19 protein-coding genes, 1 pseudogene and 1 riboswitch are annotated in these 21660 nt (G+C 38.8%); of the genes and pseudogenes, 3 read left to right on the plus strand and 17 right to left on the minus strand.

The features are described from left to right. Window positions 1–40: 40 nt before the first annotated feature. Window positions 41–607, minus strand: a complete 567-nt coding sequence (locus tag ABC371_RS23145; RefSeq protein ID WP_412898963.1) for a TetR/AcrR family transcriptional regulator — start codon at window positions 605–607, stop codon at window positions 41–43. Between the two features lie 187 nt (window positions 608–794). Here ABC371_RS23145 and ABC371_RS23150 point away from each other — a divergent pair, with 187 nt between their 5' ends. Further along, window positions 795–1718 carry a DsbA family protein gene (locus tag ABC371_RS23150; RefSeq protein WP_412898964.1) on the plus strand — a complete coding sequence of 308 codons (924 nt, stop codon included), beginning with the start codon at window positions 795–797 and terminating at the stop codon, window positions 1716–1718. A gap of 75 nt (window positions 1719–1793) precedes the next feature. Here the strand turns inward: ABC371_RS23150 and ABC371_RS23155 are convergent, their stop codons facing one another. From ABC371_RS23155 to ABC371_RS23210, 12 genes are all read right to left on the minus strand, one after another. After that, entirely contained in the window at window positions 1794–2531 is a 738-nt protein-coding gene (locus ABC371_RS23155) for a pirin family protein (protein WP_412898965.1), read from the minus strand. Window positions 2532–2674: 143 nt separating this feature from the next. Beyond that, a complete protein-coding gene (locus tag ABC371_RS23160) occupies window positions 2675–4873 on the minus strand; it encodes a helix-turn-helix domain-containing protein (protein WP_412898966.1) in 2199 nt (732 codons plus the stop codon). Window positions 4874–4957: 84 nt separating this feature from the next. Next, window positions 4958–6082, minus strand: coding sequence for an acyl-CoA dehydrogenase family protein (locus ABC371_RS23165; RefSeq protein ID WP_412898967.1), 1125 nt, complete (start codon window positions 6080–6082; stop codon window positions 4958–4960). 13 nt (window positions 6083–6095) lie between these two features. Further along, window positions 6096–6827 carry an ABC transporter ATP-binding protein gene (locus ABC371_RS23170; RefSeq protein ID WP_412898968.1) on the minus strand — a complete coding sequence of 244 codons (732 nt, stop codon included), beginning with the start codon at window positions 6825–6827 and terminating at the stop codon, window positions 6096–6098. After that, window positions 6824–7594 (minus strand): ABC transporter ATP-binding protein, encoded by a 771-nt coding sequence (locus tag ABC371_RS23175; protein ID WP_412898969.1) that lies wholly within the window; start codon window positions 7592–7594, stop codon window positions 6824–6826. The genes ABC371_RS23170 and ABC371_RS23175 overlap by 4 nt, the downstream gene beginning before the upstream one ends. Continuing rightward, window positions 7569–8603, minus strand: coding sequence for a branched-chain amino acid ABC transporter permease (locus ABC371_RS23180; protein ID WP_412898970.1), 1035 nt, complete (start codon window positions 8601–8603; stop codon window positions 7569–7571). The genes ABC371_RS23175 and ABC371_RS23180 overlap by 26 nt, the downstream gene beginning before the upstream one ends. A 12-nt stretch (window positions 8604–8615) precedes the next feature. Continuing rightward, window positions 8616–9488: a branched-chain amino acid ABC transporter permease gene (locus ABC371_RS23185; protein WP_412898971.1), complete on the minus strand. Its 873-nt coding sequence runs from the start codon at window positions 9486–9488 to the stop codon at window positions 8616–8618. A 79-nt stretch (window positions 9489–9567) separates the two neighbouring features. Beyond that, a complete protein-coding gene (locus ABC371_RS23190; RefSeq protein WP_412898972.1) occupies window positions 9568–10755 on the minus strand; it encodes an ABC transporter substrate-binding protein in 1188 nt (395 codons plus the stop codon). Further along, complete coding sequence (locus ABC371_RS23195) at window positions 10752–12335, minus strand: AMP-binding protein (RefSeq protein WP_412898973.1); 1584 nt, start codon at window positions 12333–12335, stop codon at window positions 10752–10754. The genes ABC371_RS23190 and ABC371_RS23195 overlap by 4 nt, the downstream gene beginning before the upstream one ends. Window positions 12336–12398: 63 nt before the next feature. Next, window positions 12399–13577, minus strand: coding sequence for an acetyl-CoA C-acetyltransferase (locus tag ABC371_RS23200; RefSeq protein WP_412898974.1), 1179 nt, complete (start codon window positions 13575–13577; stop codon window positions 12399–12401). An 11-nt stretch (window positions 13578–13588) separates the two neighbouring features. Continuing rightward, window positions 13589–14365 (minus strand): enoyl-CoA hydratase/isomerase family protein, encoded by a 777-nt coding sequence (locus ABC371_RS23205; RefSeq protein ID WP_412898975.1) that lies wholly within the window; start codon window positions 14363–14365, stop codon window positions 13589–13591. Between the two features lie 27 nt (window positions 14366–14392). After that, the gene (locus ABC371_RS23210; RefSeq protein WP_412898976.1) at window positions 14393–15250 is read right to left on the minus strand and encodes a 3-hydroxyacyl-CoA dehydrogenase family protein; all 858 of its coding nucleotides are present in this window, start codon (window positions 15248–15250) and stop codon (window positions 14393–14395) included. A gap of 326 nt (window positions 15251–15576) precedes the next feature. Here ABC371_RS23210 and ABC371_RS23215 point away from each other — a divergent pair, with 326 nt between their 5' ends. Further along, window positions 15577–16287, plus strand: a complete 711-nt coding sequence (locus ABC371_RS23215; RefSeq protein ID WP_412898977.1) for a sigma-70 family RNA polymerase sigma factor — start codon at window positions 15577–15579, stop codon at window positions 16285–16287. A 4-nt stretch (window positions 16288–16291) separates the two neighbouring features. Further along, the gene (gene clpP, locus ABC371_RS23220) at window positions 16292–16894 is read left to right on the plus strand and encodes an ATP-dependent Clp endopeptidase proteolytic subunit ClpP (RefSeq protein WP_412898978.1); all 603 of its coding nucleotides are present in this window, start codon (window positions 16292–16294) and stop codon (window positions 16892–16894) included. Window positions 16895–16958: 64 nt separating this feature from the next. Here the strand turns inward: clpP and ABC371_RS23225 are convergent. From ABC371_RS23225 to ABC371_RS23240, 4 genes and pseudogenes are all read right to left on the minus strand, one after another. Continuing rightward, window positions 16959–18274: pseudogene (locus tag ABC371_RS23225) on the minus strand (Na+/H+ antiporter NhaC family protein). 41 nt (window positions 18275–18315) lie between these two features. Continuing rightward, window positions 18316–19080 carry an SDR family NAD(P)-dependent oxidoreductase gene (locus ABC371_RS23230; protein WP_412898979.1) on the minus strand — a complete coding sequence of 255 codons (765 nt, stop codon included), beginning with the start codon at window positions 19078–19080 and terminating at the stop codon, window positions 18316–18318. A gap of 128 nt (window positions 19081–19208) precedes the next feature. Continuing rightward, on the minus strand, window positions 19209–20312 hold the full coding sequence (locus ABC371_RS23235; RefSeq protein ID WP_412898980.1) for a 5-methyltetrahydropteroyltriglutamate--homocysteine S-methyltransferase: 1104 nt from the start codon (window positions 20310–20312) through the stop codon (window positions 19209–19211). A gap of 111 nt (window positions 20313–20423) precedes the next feature. Further along, window positions 20424–20525, minus strand: a riboswitch (SAM riboswitch). Window positions 20526–20646: 121 nt separating this feature from the next. Next, window positions 20647–21525, minus strand: coding sequence for a DMT family transporter (locus ABC371_RS23240; protein ID WP_412898981.1), 879 nt, complete (start codon window positions 21523–21525; stop codon window positions 20647–20649). Window positions 21526–21660 lie beyond the last annotated feature (135 nt).

Consider the following 21660-nt stretch of genomic DNA (forward strand, 5'->3'; position numbering starts at 1 on the left):
CATTAAAATTTAAAATATACATGCAAGAGCTCAGATTTGTTCATTTTACCCCAAAATTAATTCCATTTTTAATAAAAGGAATGGCTGATTTTATCATTTCCTCTGGGCTAATCGAATCCGGATTTCTTCTCCATTCGACGGAAGCCCCGTACATTCCCCAACTCAGCATAATAGCTGTTACTTTTAGAGAATTATCATCATCTGTAGGACGCTGTTCTTGTAACATTTTATAAAAAATGACTTCAAGCTGGTCCCGAATAATACGGGCAATTGTATCCTCATATCCGCGATGGCATCGATTTGATAAGGAAAGCTGAAAGTTCGTAATGGCTTTAAAGATACCTATAAAAGTTTCTTCCTTCAATTCGCTTTGTTGGAAGGACTCGCTATCCAAATTGATTAACAGAACCTCGGATAAAACTTTATCGAGCAAATCATAAATATCTTCAAAGTGATAATAAAATGTTGCCCGATTGATCATTGCTTCGGTCGTAATATCTTTAATCGTAATGTCCTTAAATTCTTTTTTACTAGAAAGTTCAATAAAGGAATCCATAATAAGTTTTCGTGTTCGCAGTACTCGGGGGTCAGTTTTTTCTTCTGTCATTTCGTTCGTCCCTCCTACTTTTTCAACAATTTCTCAAATATGTTGGATATCCAACATATTACCTAATCTATTGGTATGTATGCTATCCATTATCCACTAAAATGAAAGTACAAAGCAAACAGAATGCTTATGGGACGCGACAGGTTCCTTGTCCCACCACTAAAAATTGAAAAGTGAGGGATTTCAAATGACAAGCAACAACAATTTAATGTGCGATTTAGAAACAGGAGTATGTGGAGTAGCAGGAGATGAAGAGATGGAGATAATTGATTTGAACGAACCTACAAAGACAATCGATCTTTACTATGTAACTGACCCAATTTGCTCCCATTGCTGGGCACTTGAACCTACCTTCCGCCGGTTCAAAGAACAGTATGGACATTATTTCAATTTCCACACTGTTTTAGGCGGTTTACTTGAAAAATGGCATGGTGGACCGGTTGATCCGGCAAATGGGATCTTTGGACCTGCAGACGTAGCTGGGCACTGGAGAGAAGTTGGCGAATATTCACGTATGCCAATTGATGGATCATTAATGATTGACAATCCTGTTCAATCTTCCTTCCCACCATCTCGGGTATACAAAGTGATCCAAAAAAATCATGGTGATGACAAAGCAAATGAATATTTACGCCATGCTAGAGAAGAACTCTTTGCCTTCAATCAAAATATTGCCGAAAAGTCTGTGATGATTAAAAATGTCAATAACTTAGGGCTAGACGGAGAAGCAATCGTAAATGAAGCAGAAACTGAAGCGGGCCAACAACTATTAAACGAAGACTTTGCTCTCGCAGCAAAACTTGGTGCTAGAGGATTTCCAACCATTATCATGGTGAACGAGGAAAATAAAGGAGTTAAAATTGTGGGCAGCCGTTCATTGGACTACTATGTATCTGGACTATCTAAAATGATAGGTGAAGAAGAACCACAAGCAAAGCAGCAACCTGCGTTATCTAAGTTACTTGAAAAAGAACTTCTTTTTGCGAAAGAAATTGAAGTGATGTATGACTTGGAACCGTCAGAGCTTCAGGCTTTTGTTGAGGAGCAATTAAACACAGAGACTTATGAAGAAAAAGAACTTCTTGGTGAAAAATATTTTATGAAAAAATAATGGGACATAGGGACAGATACACTGTCCCTTGTTTTCATGAGAATTTTGGGACGCGGGACCTGTCCCCGCGTCCCACTAATATGCTCTTTTCCCACTAATCGTTCCCTCCATCGACACTGGTGCATTCATGTCGACAAAGAATAGCAATACAGTTGTATCTTCTACTGCAGTTATTGGAGGTAGAGGCTCTACTAAATCCGTAACAGCTTCCATTTTTTGAATCTGAATGTCCCCGATACTTAACTCACCATCCAAGACATATAAAAATGGTTGCAACCCTTGATAGACAGGGATATCTAATTGATCTCCTTGCTTCGGATGTGCATCAAGAATATAGACATTTTGTCTAACTTTCAGTCGCGCCTGACTTTCTTCAGGTCCCACCATCAAATACCAGTCCCGATTGCGAATTGGCTTTTCATGAAATTGAATAGTTGGTTCAAGATCGGTTTCATGAGGTCGAACAAAAATTTGCAGCATTTCGACTTGATCATTTTTCACCTTTTCCTCATGCCAAAAGCTCCGACCTGCGTTCATCATCATTAAGTGTCCAGGCGTTATCGGCACCTCTATACCAGTTGAATCCTTATGATGCATCGTACCACGCCATACATAGCTCAGAATCTCATCGTTCACATGCTCATGCATCTTTATCGTTAGTCCTTTTTTCATCACAGCATGATCGATAATACTTAATGGGCCGAACGCAAAATCTTCATTCTCCACTAAAATATCACCCGGCTGTATACGTGTGATTGTAAATGGCCCCTTGTATGGTTGCCAATGCTTTTGTGCAGAAAGTTTTTGTAACATGGTTGGCCACCTTTTGTTTTGTTTTTTATACTATAGCACTTGGATAAAATAACTATCTCCATATCAATAGTTTTTAAATAATTTATGTTATTGAATCCTTTGCACTATATGTCAATTTTCAATCTAAAAAAATCCAAAAATACTTACATCAGTTCAGATGAATTGAAGTCAAAGAGATGGTATAGTTTATAAGCCATTAAGAGCTCAAAACGTACTTCTGCATCATTTAAATCTACATTTAATAGCTCTGCGATGCGATCAATCCGATATTCGAGCGTGCTTCGGTGAATAAATAATGCATTAGAGGCTTCCCTTACGTTTCCATTATGAAGTAGAAAAACCTTTAATGTCCTGAAAAGATCAACATTATTTTTATCTGAATACTGTATTAATGTGCCTAGGTTTTTCTTGATAAATAATCTGGCCGATTGCGCATCACTTGTATTACTTAAAATGGTATAGGTCCCAAGGTTATCATATATGGCATAGCCACCATTCGGATTGCGGTTCATAATGACATTCTTTGCTTTTGAGGCTTTCATGTAACTATCGTAGTAGTCATCTAGTTTTGATATATTGCCGCCAATTCCTACATAAAGATTGAGCGTAGGTTCCACTTTATTAATAACTTCAGACATACTTGCATAGAGTCGTTCCCAGAAGTTTTGCTCGTTCGGTGTTTGAACAATGATGATAAAATCATCACTTTTACGGCTAAAAATGATGTTTTTATAATGAAAGGATAAATCAGACTTTATTTGATCCCAAACCCTTGATTTTTTCGCTTCAATCAACACGATATTATCATCATCTTCTGTTAAGTAGGAGCATACTACAACTGTATGGGGTTCAAGTATATCCCAATTGGTTAGAGTCGCATATTGTATGATTTTCTCTGGGTTTTCAATCGTCTTAGTGAACAATTGATTGATGAAACCTTCCTGAATTTGTTCTTTTGTATCCAGAACGAGTTTTTGTTTAATAAATTCAATTGCGTACACATTTAAAACATAGTCAATCGTTAGGCGAATGAGACGGTGCATTTTTTTCTGGTATAGACTTACGATCATATACCCCAGAGCCTGAGTTCCCTGTAAAATGGGGAGTACATGCAAGTCTGTGTCATTCACTGTAATTGTCAAATTCTCAGCTCTAAGCTTTGTGATTTCGTTTTTCATCTTCTTGATTTCATGTTGGTATCCGTTTTGAAGATGTCTTTCCTCTCCTTTTACCTTTGAGGTGATCGGATTCATAAACCTATCATATAAAAATACTGTACTATCAATCATGGCGCTTATTGTATTTGTAATCTCAACCAAATCCGCACCTTTTACTGTCTTTTTCACTAATTCCTGTTGATGCTCTAAAATGGTTTCAAGACTTTTTTTACTTTCGTATTCAAACTTATAAAGTCTTGCGTTTTCGATTTGCATGGAAACAAAGTCCGAAACAAATTTCAGAAATTCCAGGTCCTCTTCGGTAAAATACCCTTCTCCACCGGTCGTTACATAAATAACTCCAATTGTCTTTAAATTAACAAGTAAAGGAACTGTGAGTTCAGTTCCTCCTGAAACCTCAACATATGGAAAATAGGAATCCAATGATTTATTTGAATTTATTTTTATCTTAATTGGATGTCCAACTGGCCCATACCATGGGGGGTGGAGATCAAAGCATGTATTTTCTTCATCATATAAGTAAACACAGGCACCACTTGCTTGAGTCCCTTTACAGGCTCGTTCGACGACCTTCTCGATAATATGATTAATTGAAGAGTTCGGGAGGATATTCTCTTTAATCCATTCAATCCCCTTCATTTTTCTTTTTTGACTTTCCTTTTCTCGAGCAAGGACCAATGATGATGCAACATCATGCCCGAACTCTGTAAAAATTTGTTCGGCTTCAATAATTAATGGAATAAATTCACGAAAGCCAATTACGCAAAGTCCAAAGCTTTCGTGAAGATTATGCAGGGGGACTGTAAACCATGTTGATAGATTTTCATTCTTAATGGCAGTATGAAAAGCACAGTTCGTTTCTTCACGTTTATCCTTCTGCCACCAAATTGCGTTTTTCAGAAGTTTAGGAGAGCAGTCCCTGACATCTAAGTGGAGTGTTTGGTCGATTGTGAACTGATCTCCCTTCCAAACCTTGGGGACGAGTCTTCCTTTTTCATAAAGGACAACTCCTACTAAATCACATGCATATTCCTTATAAAATCCTTCTAATAAGTAATCTAGCGTTTCTTCAATCGTATCAAATGTAACAAGGTGGCGTGCCATCGCACGTAAATGATTATCTATTTTTTTCATTAACTTCTCTCGTTTTTGAGTTAATTCCAAAATATATCGCCACCTTCTACCCCTATTTTCTATATTAATTCCACTCTATGCTTTAAATTCCTTCTTCATCATATATAAAAACAACTATTTAAGGATTTCTTTGGCAATTACAACTCGTTGAATCTGATTAGTTCCTTCATAAATTTGCATGATTTTTGCATCTCTAAAATACTTCTCTACCGGGTAATCACGAATAAATCCATAGCCTCCAAAAATTTGCACGGCATCTGTTGCTACCTTCATCGCCGTATCAGATGCAAAGCATTTGGCAAAGGAAGCATGCTTGATGGATGGTGTATTCGATTGTAATAAATGGACGGCTTGATGAACAAGGAGCCTCGCAGCCTCAATATTCATCGCCATATCAGCAAGCATGAATTGGATGGCTTGAAGATTAGATATCGTTTTTCCAAATTGGGTTCTTTCTTTTGAGTAAGCAAGCGCGTCCTCATAGGCAGCTTGGGCGATTCCTACCGCTTGAGCCCCGACCATAGGTCTTGCATTCATTAGGCCTTGTAAAAAGATTTTTAAGCCTTCACCTTCCGCACCAATACGGTTTGAAGCTGGGACTCGAACGTCTTCGAAAATAACAGATGCAGTATTAGAGGCACGTAAGCCAAGCTTTTTCTCCTTGCCCCCCACCTGTAGCCCTTCTGAATCTCGCTCTACAACAAAAGCAGTAAAACCACTATCTTTAACATGGGTTAACACAACAAAAAAGTCAGCATAGCTTGCATTTGTAATAAAGCATTTTTCTCCATTTAATATGTACTCTTCACCACTTCTGATTGCAGACGTTTTTAAGGAACTAACATCACTACCAGCACCTGGTTCAGTCAGGGCAAAAGAAGCAAACTTCCCTTCTCTTGTTAGTGGCGGAAGATATTTTTTCTTAAGCTCTTCACTTCCCCCTACAAGGATAGGATATGAGGAAAGAGAGTTCGCTTCGATACTTGTTGCAACACTCGCACATGCTCGTGCAATTTCTTCAACGATCAAAGCGTGAGAGAGCTTATCGATTCCTGGACCACCATATTCTTCAGGTATTGCTAGGTTCGATAAACCTACTTCATGTAATCTTCTTATGATTTCTAACGGAAATTCTTCTTCCTCATCATACTGTCGTGCAAACGGTGTAATTTCATTCTTTGCGATGTCACGTGCAAAGCTCCTTATTGTTTGCTGTTCGTCTGTTACGATAAAACTCACTTATATCACCCTTCTATATGACATTCTCCGTATAGCCTAAGTATGTGGATTGAACTAGTGGATTTTGAATTAATTCATCTGCTCTGCCTTCAAGGACAAATTTGCCCCGGTCCATAACATATGCTCGATTAGCAACACTCAAGGCTGCTTTTACATTTTGTTCAACTAGGATCACCATTGCTCCAAACTCATCCCTAATTTGCTTCATAATATCAAGGATCTCTTTTACAATTAATGGCGCTAATCCCATTGAAGGCTCATCTAGAAGGATCACTTTTGGATCAGACATCAATGCCCTTGCAATGGCCAGCATTTGCTGCTCTCCTCCACTTAATGTTCCTGCAACGCTATTCATATGCTTCTGTAAACCCGGAAACATCTCAATCATTCTGTCTATTTTGGTGGCAACAATCTGTTTTTCTTTTCGGTATTTAAAATACATTCCTAGAATCAGATTTTCCTTAACTGTTAGATTCGAAAAGATTTGACGTCCTTCAGGAACAAGAGAAATTCCTTGTTCGACTACTTTATGAGACTTCACTCTCGTTAAAGATGTATCATTATAAAAGACTTCACCTTCCGTTGGCTTGTAGATACCCGAAATCGTTCCGAGTAAAGTGCTTTTTCCCGCTCCATTCGCCCCGATAATCGAAATAATTTCGCTAGGATTCACAACTAGATTGATTCCATCTATTCCTTTAACTCTACCATGATAGGTTGTAAGATTGGTTGTGCGGAGTGTCATAGTACTTCCTCCCCTAAATAAGCAGCAATCACCTTTGGATTTTTCTTGATCTCATCTGGTGTCCCTTCTGCAATCTTGTTTCCAAAGTCAATTACAACAATCTTATCTGCTATTTTCATGACTGTATTCATGTCATGCTCCACAAATAGAAATGAATAACCTTCTTGCTTCATCTCGAGAAGGATATCGGCAACCTTTGAGGCTTCTCCATCATTCAGCCCAGCCATTGGCTCATCAAGTAAAACAAGTTTTGGTTTCGAAACGATTGCCCGTGCAATTTCTAAAAGCTTTTGCAGTCCATATGGTAGGTTTCCTGCAATTTGGTCTGCTTGGTCAAGGATTCCGACCTTATCCAAAGCTTCCTCAGCAAGCTGTTTTGCCATTTTATCATCCTTTTTTACCGCATTTGTTCTTAATGCGGCAAGAAAAACATTCGTTTTCATTTGCGGATGAACACCGAGCATTACATTCTCAAGAACGGTCATATTATCAAAGATTTGAAGGTTTTGAAACGTACGATTAATCCCTTTAGAAGCTAAACTATGAACCGGCGTTCCATTAAGCTTTTCCTCCATAAACCAAACCTCACCACTAGTACTTGGTAGAACAGAGGAAATCATATTAAATAACGTCGTTTTCCCAGCACCATTCGGACCAATAACAGCAAGTATTTCTCCTTGATTCATTGTGAAAGAGACATCGTTTACTGCTACAATTCCCCCGAATCGTTTCGTTAAATGCTTAATCTGCAGGATGGTTGTTTTCATTTACGACAACGTCCTCCTTTCTTGTTACCGGACGAACTTTATCTTTAACCCGTTCATAAAGGGTGGCACCTGTTGGGATAAGTCCTTTTGGCATAAACATAACGACAAGGATTAGGACAAGACCATACACAATGATTTCAACTTCTCCACTTACATTGAATAGCAATGGAAGGTAATCCTTTACCCATTCACCAAGCATCGTCATTAAAAAGGCGCCTGCTATTGCTCCCCAAATGGATTGAGACCCACCTACTACAACCATTACTAAAAATTGAATAGAGACTAATATGTGAAAGGTAGAAGGTGTAATAAAGTTCATAAAATGAGCGTACATACTTCCTGCAACTGCCGCAAAAATGGCACTTAATACAAAAATATGAAGTTTAAACTTTGCAACATTGATTCCTAAAGACCTTGTTGCCACCTCACTATCATGAATGCCTCTTAACACCCTTCCAACATGTGAATGTACAATATTCAGGGAAAATATTACGATTAACACGACAATCCCCCAAATAAAATAGTAGAAGCTCAACTCTTGTTGTAAAACGAGCCCAAAAAGATTCAATTTTGGGATTCCCGATAAGCCAGCAGCTCCTTTGGTAATATCGGTAAGTCCTAGTAATAAAATAAATACAATGACATTGACACCAATAGTTGCAAATGCTAAGAAATGTTCTTTCAATTTTAATATAGGAATTCCGATTATAAAGGCTAACAGGCCAGTTACTAGTACACCAACAATGAGTGCAATCCATGAAGACACTTGATAACTTGTCGTTAAAACTCCTGTAATATAAGCACCTAATCCAAAGAATGCTGCATGCCCAAGCGATATTTGTCCTGCATACCCCATTAGAAGACTTAATCCAATTGTGACCATGCTATAAATTCCAATTAAGATAAATAGACTTAGCATATAAGAATTATTGAATAATAATGGAAGAACGATTATCGTGATAAACATGACAATCAGTGGTTTCGTTCGACTAGGATACAACATGTTCATTCACCCCTCTCCTCACACGCGATTCCCAATAACTTTTGACATAATTCCATTTGGTGCAACAAATAGAACAAGTAATAGAATTCCAAAACTTATCGCATCACTGTATGAAGTGGAAATATATCCTGCTGAAAAAGATTCAATAATTCCAATTAAAAAGCCTGCAACTACTACAGCAGGAACTTTTGTCATCCCTCCAATAATCATAGCCATAAAGCCTTTTAATCCAAGCATTAATCCCATATCATAGGTTGCACCTGTTACAGGGGCAATTACAATCCCAGCAATAGCTCCTACGGCTGCACTTAAGACAAATGCTAATGTAGACATGGATGAGGTATTGATGCCCATTAGCCTAGCAGCTACTGGATTAACAACACATGCTTTTAACGCCGATCCAGTAATTGTTTTTTCAAAGAAGAAGTAAAGAAGTGCGAGTAAGAAAAATAGAGTACATATGACCCAAATGCTCTGTGGCATTAATACGGCTCCCATAATTTGAATTGGGTTATTGGCTGAAAAAGCAGGAAGAGACTTCGGATACGTCCCCCAAGCAAATAATCCAATTGCTTTAAGAACCATCGATAATCCAACTGTAATGATAATTAAGTTGATAAAACTTGCATTTTTCGTTGGTGCGATTGCAAGTTTCTCAATACCAAATCCGATCAATGCAGTACATAACACGGCTAGTAAAATAGCAACATATATCGGTAATCCAAGACTGGAAAAAGTGATGCAAAACATCGCGCCAAGCATCGCGAATTCACCTTGGGCAAAGTTAATAATGCCTGTCACATTGTAAATCGTCACGAACCCTATCGCGATTAATGCATAGATACTTCCGGTAGTTAAGCCTGTAATCAAATATTGAATAACGGCATCCATTGTAACCCTCCTTTAACGAAAGAACTCAGAAAGCATGCATGACTCACATCATACATGCTTCAATTGACTATCTACGAAACTATTCTAATTCCCAACCGTTCTCCCCAACCTTAAGGATGGCCATACCATCACCTTCAACCCCATTACGATTATCTGGTGATAGATTATACGTTCCTGTAACACCTTTATAGGAGATTGTTTCTAAATATTTCTTAATGGAATCGGAATCCGTGTTACCTTCAGAAATAGCTTGAAGCACCATTTGAATGCCATCATACGCGTAGCCACCGAATGGGCCTGGGTTATAATCGTACTCTTTCATAAATGGTTCAGCAAAGTCTTTAAAGAGCTGAGTTTGTTCATTGTCATCTAATGAATCAAGAACATTTAATTTACTTCCAAGAACCAGTACCCCTACCCCATCTGCTCCAACTTGATCTAAGAATCCTTGATTACTTACAGCATGGCTTTGGATCATTGGAACATCAATCCCTAATTGGGAGTAGTTTTTCGCAATAATTCCTGCTCCAGGAGGACGTGACCAAATAATGATGGCACCTGGATTTTTCGGCTTAATTTTCGTTAATTGGACAGTCATATCAGTAGCTTCAGCATCAAAGTCTTCTTTTGCTACAATTTCAATACCATTTTCTTTTGCCATTCCTTCAAAAACAGGAAGTCCAGTTTGACCAAAACCATCCCTTGCATTGATCCAAGCAACACTATCAATATTGTTATCTTTTAAATAATCAATCACATTTTGAAGAACTGTTTCGTTACTTTGTGGAGCTTGAACTGTGTATTCATTAAATTGGTCATCATTCAGTACACCTAATGCAACGAGTGGAATTTTATTTTCAGCAGCCACACCCATAAGTGCCACACTCGTACTTGTTTGAGTTCCACCAACTACAGCCGTTACATTATGTTCTGAAATCATTTTTTTCATAAGCACGACTGCATTTGTATCGTCTGTTTCATAATCCTCGATGATAAGCTCTATCTTTTTCCCATTAAAATCTTTGTCTTTAAGTTGTTTGTTTAATAATCGCGCAACGTCTGCTTCAGGTTTACCTAACGCAGATGCTGGACCAGTATCCGCAACGATAACACCGATTTTAATTGTATCTGAGGATTCCCCACTTGGCTTAGCATCGCCTCCACTGTTTTCTCCATCTGTTTGTTGTGCCCCCCCGCTACAGCCTGCAATAACAAATACACTTAAACAAATGACCAGAAATGACCAGACCCAAGATTTTTTTCTCATCGTAATTCTGCCCCCAATTTTTCTTTTAATTGTTCCTGAAGTGATATTTTTCTAATTTTCCCACTGGCTGTCATCGGAAATTCATCCATGATCAGCAATTTATCTGGGACTTTATAGTCTGCAACTTTTGCTCTTACGAACTCCAAAAGCTCTTCGACACTTGGTGAAGTATTTGGCTTGATTTTTACGCAAGCACAAGAGATTTCACCTAAAACAGTGTCAGGCAGTCCAACTATTGCCACTTCCATTACATCTGGGTGTGTATAGAAGACTTCTTCTATTTCTCTTGGGTAGATATTGTAGCCACCTCGAATGATCATTTCTTTTTTACGACCAACAATTCTTAAGTTTCCTTGCTCGTCTAATGTGCCAAGGTCTCCGGAATAAAACCAGCCATCCTTATCTAATGCTTCTCTCGTTTTCTCAGGCATATTGTAGTAACCCTTCATGATACCGAACCCACGACAAGCTATTTCTCCAACCTCATTAAGACCAACATCTTCCTTAAATTCGTTAACAATTTTCACTTCAGCACCTGGTAGTACCTTTCCAACTGTTTCGGCACGAATTTGGTCATCATCCTCAAATGCCGTCATGGTAAGGGTTGGTGATGTCTCGCTTAAACCGTAGCAAACGACAATGTCACAGCCCATATCTGTACGGATTCGCTTCACAATTTCAACAGGACATGGGGCCGCTGCGATAATACCAGTTCTTAGTGAAGTCAGATCATAATTTTTAAACTCAGCATGATTCAGCTCTAAAATAAACATCGTTGGTACGCCATGCTTAACCGTGATTCTTTCGTTTTGTGTGGTTTCCAATGCTTCTTTAGCATTATATTTTTCTGCCAAGACCATCCGAGCCCCTACGGCAATCGTACTTAGAATGCTTGGTACCATACCAAATACGTGGAATAGTGGTACAGCTACATAAAAGACATCATCTTCGGTACACTTCATCTCTTCAGCAGTAATGATCGCGGTGTTCACGAAATTACTGTGGGTAAGCATCGCCCCTTTTGGTGCACCTGTAGAACCTGAAGTATACAAGATACAGAAAATATCATTTTCCGAATCGATTCTGATAGGGGAGAAGAGTTGATCGTCGACTCTTTCTAGTAATTGTTCGTAACTCATATGGCCATCTTTCACGCACCGAACTGTAATGAGTCTTTCAAGACTTTTAACACGCTCAATTGCTAACCTGAATTGTTCATAATGTTTGACTCCACCAAATTCTTCGGTAAAAAAAGCAATCTTAGCCTCAGAATTACGTAAAATGTACTCAACTTCATCTTGTCGGTAACGAGTATTGAAAGGAACGATCACACCGCCTAGATGTGAAACAGCCATATAAATCACGACAAATTCATTCCAGTTTGGTAAGCAAACCGCAATTTTATCTCCCTTTATAATGCCGATTTCTTGTAGTGAAGCTGCAAGATTAAGAGATTTCTCCCATAATTCCTGATAGGACAGCCGTGTGTAACCATCGTATGAAACTTCATGATGAGGATCCTTTTTGCAAACGTTTTCCAAAAGCTCCGAAACACTAAGTTTGCTTAATTCTTTTTTCATGTAATTCACCCCAATAACAAGAATTTCCTTAATCAGTCAGGGCTAAGCCCCAACTGATGAAAACTACAAGACTTCCCAAATCGCAGCGATTCCTTGGCCTCCACCAATACATAATGCAGATGCGCCGTATTTTTTATTTCTTCTCTTAAGCTCGTATATGAGCGATAAGCTAATTCTTGCACCACTTGCTCCAAGTGGATGACCTAATGCAACCGCACCACCATTGACATTCCCAATGCTCGGGTCAAAGCCTAGTTCCTTTTGGCAAGCTAGGTATTGAGCAGCAAAAGCTTCATTGATTTCGATTAAATCTAAATCTTCTACTCTCATATTGGCACGTTCTAATGCCTGTCGAATGGCTGGGGCAGGTCCGATTCCCATGTACTTTGGCTCAACGCCAACAATCCCCCATGAAACCAATCTTGCTAATGGTTTTAGATCTCGTTTTTGAGCATACTCACTAGAAGTGACGACCATCGTCGCTGCGCCATCATTTATGCCACTTGCATTCCCAGCCGTAACTACACCGTTTTCTTTAAATCTAGCTGATAATCGATTTAGAACATCAACTGGGGTATCACGTGGATGTTCGTCCTGATCGATTACTTTTTCACTTTTTCTTACTTTCACCGTTACTGGTACAATTTCCTTTGCAAAAATACCATTTTCTTGTGCTGCTAATGCACGCTTGTGACTTTGTGAGGCAAACTCATCAATTTGTTCTCTTGAAATCTCATATTTTTCGGCAAGGTTTTCCGCTGTAATGGCCATTGAGCATTTCCCATAAGGATCATAGAGAGCTTCCCAGAGGTAATCCTCCATTGGCGCTTTTCCGAGAGGTAAGCCCCATCGGGCACCACGAACGACATGTGGAACCTGGCTCATATTTTCTGTACCACCCGCAATGCTAACATTGGATTCTCCTAGTTTAATAGATTGCGCAGCATTAACGATGGCTTGTAAGCCTGAGCCACAAAGTCGATTGACGGTTAATCCAGGCACATGCTCAGGAATGCCTGACTTTAACCCGACATGCCTTGCCATATAAATTGCGTCAGTACTGGATTGAATAACATTTCCGATTACTACTTGATCCACTTCTTCCGGCTGGATAGATGACCTGCGCATTGCTTCCTTCGTTGTATGTACAGCGAGGTCAATCGCAGATACATCACGAAATGATCCACCGAATTCTGTAAATGCAGTACGTGCACCATCAATAACAACAATTTCTTTACTCAATGTACTTCACCTTACCTTCCAACAAATTGTGGCTTTCTCTTTTCTACAAAAGACTTCATGCCTTCTACACGGTCCTTACTCGCAAATGCATTTCCAAAACAAGCAGTTTCAAGGTCTAAGGCCGCCTGTAAATCCACCTCTGTCCCTCGGTTAATAGAAGTCTTTAGCATTTTCATAGCAATCCTTGGTTTTTGTGCTAATTTTTCCGCCCATTCAACCGCTTCTTCAAGTACGCGCTCTGACTCTACCACCTTATTGACTAAGCCCACTTCAAGTGCTTTTTCAGCATCTATCATTTCACCAAAATAGAGCAATTCTTTTGCTTTCGCTTGACCGATTAAACGTGGAAGACGTTGCGTGCCACCGCCACCAGGGATAATGCCTAAATTAATTTCAGGCAATCCAAACTTTGTCGTTGGTGAGCCGATTCGGAAATCACACGCAAGTGCTAATTCACATCCACCACCTAAAGCAAGCCCGTTAACTGCGGCAATTACTGGCTTTGAAATGGATTCAATTTTGTCATAGGCAAGACGAGAGATTCTTGACATCTCCATCATGTCGGCTCCATCTAAATTGACCATTTCATTGATATCTGCACCTGCTGCAAAGGCGCGGTCACCTTTTCCTGTAAGAATGATGGCGCGAACCTCTGAATCCTTTTCTAGTTCTTCGAATAAAGTGAATAATTCTTTATAAACTTGGCTACTTAACGGGTTATATGGAGGTCGATTTAAATAGACAATCCCGATATGTTGATCATTTGTAAGGTATTGAATTGTATCCATTATTACGTAACACAACCTTTCTGTTTATTAATTTTTATAGTCGTACCAGCCTGCTCCTGCTTTCTTACCAACTCGGCCTGCGCGAACTAAATTACGCAATGTAAGGGGTGCGGCAAATCGTTGATCCTTGAATTCTTCGTAAAAATAATCCATAACATGAAGCCCAATATCGACTCCTGCATAGTCTTGTAGAGTAAATGGTCCCATCGGATAATTCAGTCCTAAAGTAACTGCCCTATCAATGTCTTCTGGAGTAGCAACTCCTTCTTCCACTAAACGGATTGCTTCAATAAATTGAGGAATCATGATTCTATTGACAATAAATCCCGGAACATCTTTCTTTACTTCAATTGGCTCTTTTTTCATCGCGATTGCCAACCCTTTGAATGCGTTTACAGTTTCATCGCTCGTTTTGTAGCCCCTAATGACTTCTACTAACTTCATTACCTGTGGGGGATTGAAAAAATGCATCCCTGCAACCTGTTCAGGTCTGTTTGTTGCACTTGCAAGTATAGTAATCGACATTGATGAAGTATTGGATGCAATTAAAGCACCCGGTTTTAATATTTCATCTAACTGCTGAAAAATTTCTTTTTTCGCATCTAAATCTTCAATGATTGCTTCGATGACAGCCTCACAATCTCCCACATCCGCCATGTTGGTTGTTAGTTTTATTCTGGAAAGAATCGCTGATTTTTCATCATGCGTTAGTTTTCCTTTGCTTATCGATCTATCCATTAATTTTTCGATACGTGCTTGTGCAAGATCTAGAAATTTTTGATCGACGTCTACGAGTACGACATCAAATCCACATATTGCAGCTTGATGGGCAATTGCACCACCCATCGTTCCTGAACCAATTACACCAATTTGGTTAAATTCCATCTTATACCCTCCGTTATGTATGTTTTTGATATTAATCACAATTTTTACAATTTTCATATTAATTATAGTGCTTTTATTGTAAAGTTTTTACCTAAAATCTGAGGAATCGAAAGACTTCAATTTCTTAAATTTGAGGAAAAGAAGGCTTGGAATGGTTTATGACGCTTATGATAATTTTACAAAACCAACAAATGGTTTCTTGTTCAAGACCTTTACCTTGCATATAATGGAAACTAAGTAACCCTTAAAAATATTTATTACCCCCGTATCTTTTCATACCCTTTTATTCGTTTATAAAGTAGAGACGCGCTGAAGGAGTGATTGTTTTGCATAATAAGCTTTGGAATGAATCAGAGGATTATAGAGAACAGCAGGAATTTTTTACTGAGGAACAACTTCATGAACTCTATCCGGTGCTTCGACGATATTGCCAGTTTATATCCCAAAACAGCTGGGATGGAGAAGATCTCGTCCAGGAATCTTTGATGAAGGCATGGAAGCATTATAGGCACCACCCTACAATCTCTACAGCTTTAATAAATAAAATTGCCAAAAATGTATGGGTAGACACGGTGCGAAAACGAAGCAAAGAGTCTCTTGAAGGTATTAGTGATGATGGGTATGATGAATCCAGGCAAATTGAAGAGCGCTTTGAGGCTGTACAAGAGTTGATTAAAAAGCTAACACCGAAGCAAGCTGTGATCTTTGTTTTAAAAGAAGGGTTTCAGTTTCAACTATCTGAAATAGCTGAACTATTAAATACAAATGAAACTGCTGTTAAAGCCACCATTTATCGTGCAAAACAAAAAATGGCGAAGAAAGAACGAATTCCAACTATCGAGCAATATTGGACAGAGGAAGATCGTGAACAAATCCAACAAGTATTACATGAATCTTTAAACACTCAAGATCCATCCATATTAATCAGGACGATACCTTCTATCCGTTCTTTATCGAAACATACAAATCCAACTTGCTCTATGCAAAAATCACGTCTCTACAACTTTCCTTCAAGCATTGTCTCTATGGCTGCATAATAAGATGCAAGCGAATAAGGAGGAAAAGAATATGAATACGATACCATATGTAATTGAACAATCGAGTCGTGGGGAACGGTCGTATGATATTTACTCGAGGTTATTAAAAGATCGTATTATTTTGATTGGCGACGAAATAAATGATGCTGTTGCCAATAGTATAGTTGCACAGCTATTGTTTTTAGCAGCGGAAGATCCTGAAAAAGATATTTCTCTTTATATCAACAGTCCCGGAGGCTCCACATCTGCTGGTTTTGCCATTTTTGATACGATGCAATATATCAAACCAGATATTAGAACGATTTGTACAGGTATGGCTGCATCCTTTGGTGCCATGCTTTTGCTAGCCGGAACAAAAGGGAAAAGATTCGCCCTCCCAAATAGTGAAATCATGATCCATCAGCCCTTAGGTGGGGTGCGAGGTCAAGCAACTGAGATTGAAATTTCCGCTAAGCGCATCCTTAAGCTTCGAGAGCATACCAATCAAATCATTGCAGATCGTACCGGTCAACCTGTTGAGAAGGTAGCCAAAGATACCGATCGAGACTATTATATGAGTGCAGAAGAAGCGAAGGCATACGGGATTATAGATGAAATTATTAAATAACCGTCTTTATTAAAAAAGCGAATACCTTCTCAAATGGTACTCGCTTTTTACTTTATTATGTTTGTTATGCAGCCTTTTCTTTTTCAGTTTTATTTCGTTTAAATCTTGGAAACCCTATTAGAATGGCAATAATACACATATCAAAATCGCAATAGGATAATAGGAATATGGCAAAATGCTAATCGGCGAAATGGCTGCTAACCCTGATGCGACCAGCATTTGTCCGCCATATGGAACAAGACCTTGCCAGCTACTAGAAAAGATATCAAGAATACTTGCAGATTTTCGTAGATCAATTTGGTACTCATCCGCAATGTTTTTCGCTATTGGACCAGTGATAATAATAGAAATTGTATTGTTGGCGGTAGCTAAATCTGTTACACTAACCAACCCAGCAATTCCAAACTCCGCCCCTTTTTTCGTTTTAATTTTACTCGTTACAAAGTTTAAAAGCCATTGGATCCCACCATTATGCTGGATGATGCCAATCATACCACCGATTAAAATCGCAACAATCGCTAAATCCTCCATATTAATAACACCTTGGGAAACCGCCTTTATAAATCCAGACAGTGTGTAAGAACCATCCATTAAACCAATAATCCCTGCAAAAATGGTCCCACCTAGGAGAACAATTAACACATTAACCCCTAATAATGCAACAATTAGAACGGCAAGGTATGGAACTACTTTTATAAACTCATATGAGTACTCTCCCAAAGTTTCGACACGATTACCAGCAGTGACACTCCAAAGAATGACCGCAGAAACAATAACTGCAGGTAAAACAATTAGAAAATTGGTTTTAAATTTATCACTCATTTTCGTTTGTTGTGTTCGAACCGCTGCAATTGTCGTATCAGAAATCATCGAGAGGTTGTCACCAAACATCGCTCCACCAATGACCGTTCCCATTGCTAATGCCATTGGTATTCCAGTTTGCTCGGCAATGCCAATGCCTATTGGAGCAAGTGCAGCAACCGTACCCATAGATGTCCCCATTGATAAAGAAATGAAACAACCGACAATAAACAATCCAACCATTAATAGATTACTAGGAATAAAGGTTAAGCCCATATTGACGGTTGACTCCACAGCCCCCATGCCTCTTGCCGTTTCAGCAAATGCACCGGCTAAAATAAAGATAACCGCCAATAGCATAATGTTGGGGTGTCCAGCACCTTTTGTAAAAATATCAATTTTTGTTGATAATTTTTCTTTTCTATTCATCCCTAATGCAATTGCCGAAGCAATAATAATCGCAACGTTTAATGGCATATTTGAAAAATCACCGGAAATAGCTCCTGTGCCGACAAATAATAATACAAAAATTAATAATGGAAACAGCGCAGAGAGGCTTCCTTTTTTGACATCATTCATTTCGATCTACCCCTTTCATTTTATAATCCTAAAAAATAATATCAGTGCATCGTCATTCCACCTGTAACATTAATCCCTTGACCTGTCATATAATCTGAGTAGTTTGAAGCTAAAAACACGACAACATTTGCGATATCCTGAGGTTCAGCCGTTCTGCCAAGCGGAACCTGAGAATAGTCCTCCTGCCTGATTAACTCGGCCGTAAGTCCTCTTAATTCTCCACCTATTACTCGTTCTTTACGCTTCATGTCGGTTTCTACAATACCAGGACAAACTGCGTTCACATTGATTCCGTCCTGAGCCAATTCAATGGCCATTGTTTTAGTAAGACCTAGCACAGCATGTTTGGAAGCAACATAGCTTCCCATTAAGCGGTACCCATTTTTACCCGCTTGTGAGGAAATATTGATAATTTTCCCACCTTGCCCTTGTTCCTTCAGGATTCTTGCTACAGCTTTACTGAACAGGTATACTCCTTTTGCATTCACATCCATTACAAGGTCCCAGTCTTCTTCTTTTATATCAATGGCATAATCCATTTTTGAAATTCCTGCGTTATTTACTAAAATATCCAAACGTCCAAAATGCTTTACTACTTCTTGAACTGCTTTTTCAACCTGTGCGCTTTTTGTAACATCTGCCTGGAAGTAAACAAGCTGTTCATTGGTATTTTTCGTGATTACTTCCTTATCGACAACAGCTACTTTTGCCCCACAGTCCAAAAAAGCGTCCACAATCGCCTTTCCAATTCCTTGGGCACCGCCAGTTACAATTGCTACTTTTCCTGTTAAATCCATACAATACATACTGTTTTCCCCCATACCTTAACGTTCAAGTATTCCTATCTAATTACTTGGTTTTATTTTTAAAAGGGACGTAGGGACAGGTCCACTGTCCCTACTTTTAAAATGAATTGAACAAGGAATCTTCGCCCTTATCCCCAAATCTCTTTTGAAATATCTACAATGTACTTCAGTTTTGCCCATTGCTCATCTTCCGTTAAAATATTTCCGTGGTGAGTGGATGCAAAACCACATTGTGGGCTGATACATAATTTTTCGATTGGTACAAATTGTGATGCTTCTTTTACACGCTCGATGATATTTTCTTTAGATTCTAATTCTCCACGTTTTGATGTGAATACACCTAGAACAACGCGAGGACCGTCATTTGGGATATGCTCCAATGGCGTGAAGTCCCCTGAACGATCATCATCATACTCTAGGAAAAAGCCATCTACTTTTTCTTTCGCAAACAGGGTAGGAGCAATTTTTGCATAGCTACCTTCGAATGCCCAGTTAGAGCGGTAATTTCCACGGCAAAGGTGAGTTGTGATTGTTAAATCTTCCGGCTTGCCTTCTAGTACGCCATTGGCTACTTTTAACGCTAATTCAATTAATTCTTCACGAGTAGAACCACTATCATTAAAAGGAATTTCCGGTGCATTCAGACCTGCAATGTACACATCATCTAGTTGTAGGTAACGGCAGCCAGCCTCGTAAAATGCTTTGATTGCATCACGATAGGTTTGAATAATATCATTTGCGTACTCTTCAAGGTTCGGATAGATTTCCTTGTTGCGAATCCCAGCGTTAAAAAGTTGATTTGGACTTGGAATCGTTTGTTTTGCAATCGAACGGTCACCCACGATTTCCTTGAATTCAATAAAGTCTTTCACATGTGGGTGATCAGGGTTAAATGAAATTTTCCCGATAACACGCACGTCATAGGCTTCTGTTTCTTCACCCTTGAATTTAAATCCATGTTCTGGAACGTAGCCCTCTACTCCGTTTAAACACTCTAAGAAATCTGTATGCCAAAATCTGCGGCGAAATTCACCATCTGTAACAGCTTGTAAGCCAATTTCAATTTGTTTATCAACAATCTTTTTAATTTCTTCTGTTTCAATTTCATGAAGTTCCTGTGCTGTAATATCTCCTGCTTGAAAATCCTTTCTAGCCTGATGAATTCTTTCTGGACGTAATAAACTTCCTACATGATCTGCTCGAAATGGTGCTTTTACTAACGTTGTTGTCATTTTTATCTTCTCCTACCTTTTTCATTTTTTACGACTTGCCTTTTCGTTCCATAACAAAAACCCTCTTCTAAAAATAAGAAGAGGGTTGAAAAGACAAATGAAGTGCCGCTCTTCTTATCTTCAAGCTTCTTGCTACTGGAATTGGCACAGTACTTTAACTAGTCTGTTGCCGAGGCTTCAAAGGGCCAGTCCCTCCACCTCTCTGGATAAGAAAAATTTGAAATATTTAATTATGATTTAACTTTACCTCAAAAAAGTAAATTGTCAATACGTAATTTTCAATCAAATCAAAATAATGAAAAGCTGGGACGAGGAACCTGTCCCTCAGTCCCATTTATGATTTCCGTCCCTTTTTCCAATTCATCTCACTGATAAAAGTAGACCCCAATATTAAGATTCCCCCTACCATTTGGACAACATTCATACTTTCATTCAATATGATAGCCGCCATGATCACGGCAGAAATGGGATCGAGATAGCTTAATACTGCGATTGTTTGCCCTTTTAATTTCTTTAAAACTGAAAAATAGATGAGGTACGCGACCCCAGTATGGACAATTCCCACAATTAATAACAGACTGATAGATTGAAGTTCCAAATCTGAGTAATTTAAATTTTGCGTTCCTAGGACATATGGAAACAAGACAATTGAAGCCGTCAAAAGCTGCATAATAGTAGTCTCAAAATCTGAAAGGTCTTTAATAAATTTATTAAGGAGAATCATACTTGTGTAGAAAGCCGCGGCCAATAATCCATACATAATACCCATAGAATGGTTCTTAGCCCCTCCAGCCGCTTCCCCGCCTGGATTAACAACCAAAAGGAACCCTATAAATGCAAGTGTAATACCTAGCCCCTTCATCCAATTCCACTTTTCCTTCAGTATAAAAGGGGCCAAAATCATCACAAACACCGGGGCAAAATAATAACTAAGAGTGGCGTTCGCAATCGTTGTATAACGATAAGACTCGAATAAAAAAATCCAATTAAACCCCAATGCTGCGCCCGATAAAAGGAGTAAGACTAGATTCTTCTTTGACGTTTTGAATGAAAACTTCTTCTTGACTAGAAAACTAGCACCAATTAAAAATAAGCAACCAAATGCTCCCCTGAACAATGCAATTTCGCTAGATGACAAATTAATATTCTTCACAAACAAACCAATGCTACCAAAAATCAGCATCACGATAATAAAAATAAACTTTGCCTTCATATTCCTTCTCCTAGTGGGTCATGGGAACAGGTTCATTGTCCCAAAATTTGGGACAGTGAACCTGTCCCTCTGTCCCATTTTAATGCAAAAAAAAGAAGTCCTCAACTTCAAGTGAAACGGTTTAAAATATGAATT

Origin of the sequence: Bacillus jepli, assembly GCF_047238305.1 — a bacterium.
GTDB lineage: Bacteria > Bacillota > Bacilli > Bacillales > Bacillaceae_L > Ferdinandcohnia.

Coding starts and splice junctions, on each gene's coding strand:
- ABC371_RS23145 (WP_412898963.1), bottom strand. CDS start 607: ATGACAGAAGAAAAAACTGACCCCCGAGTACTGCGAACACGAAAACTT.
- ABC371_RS23150 (WP_412898964.1), top strand. CDS start 795: ATGACAAGCAACAACAATTTAATGTGCGATTTAGAAACAGGAGTATGT.
- ABC371_RS23155 (WP_412898965.1), bottom strand. CDS start 2,531: ATGTTACAAAAACTTTCTGCACAAAAGCATTGGCAACCATACAAGGGG.
- ABC371_RS23170 (WP_412898968.1), bottom strand. CDS start 6,827: ATGACACTCCGCACAACCAATCTTACAACCTATCATGGTAGAGTTAAA.
- ABC371_RS23175 (WP_412898969.1), bottom strand. CDS start 7,594: ATGAAAACAACCATCCTGCAGATTAAGCATTTAACGAAACGATTCGGG.
- ABC371_RS23180 (WP_412898970.1), bottom strand. CDS start 8,603: ATGAACATGTTGTATCCTAGTCGAACGAAACCACTGATTGTCATGTTT.
- ABC371_RS23185 (WP_412898971.1), bottom strand. CDS start 9,488: ATGGATGCCGTTATTCAATATTTGATTACAGGCTTAACTACCGGAAGT.
- ABC371_RS23190 (WP_412898972.1), bottom strand. CDS start 10,755: ATGAGAAAAAAATCTTGGGTCTGGTCATTTCTGGTCATTTGTTTAAGT.
- ABC371_RS23195 (WP_412898973.1), bottom strand. CDS start 12,335: ATGAAAAAAGAATTAAGCAAACTTAGTGTTTCGGAGCTTTTGGAAAAC.
- ABC371_RS23205 (WP_412898975.1), bottom strand. CDS start 14,365: ATGGATACAATTCAATACCTTACAAATGATCAACATATCGGGATTGTC.
- ABC371_RS23210 (WP_412898976.1), bottom strand. CDS start 15,250: ATGGAATTTAACCAAATTGGTGTAATTGGTTCAGGAACGATGGGTGGT.
- clpP (WP_412898978.1), top strand. CDS start 16,292: ATGCAAGCGAATAAGGAGGAAAAGAATATGAATACGATACCATATGTA.
- ABC371_RS23230 (WP_412898979.1), bottom strand. CDS start 19,080: ATGTATTGTATGGATTTAACAGGAAAAGTAGCAATTGTAACTGGCGGT.
- ABC371_RS23235 (WP_412898980.1), bottom strand. CDS start 20,312: ATGACAACAACGTTAGTAAAAGCACCATTTCGAGCAGATCATGTAGGA.
- ABC371_RS23240 (WP_412898981.1), bottom strand. CDS start 21,525: ATGAAGGCAAAGTTTATTTTTATTATCGTGATGCTGATTTTTGGTAGC.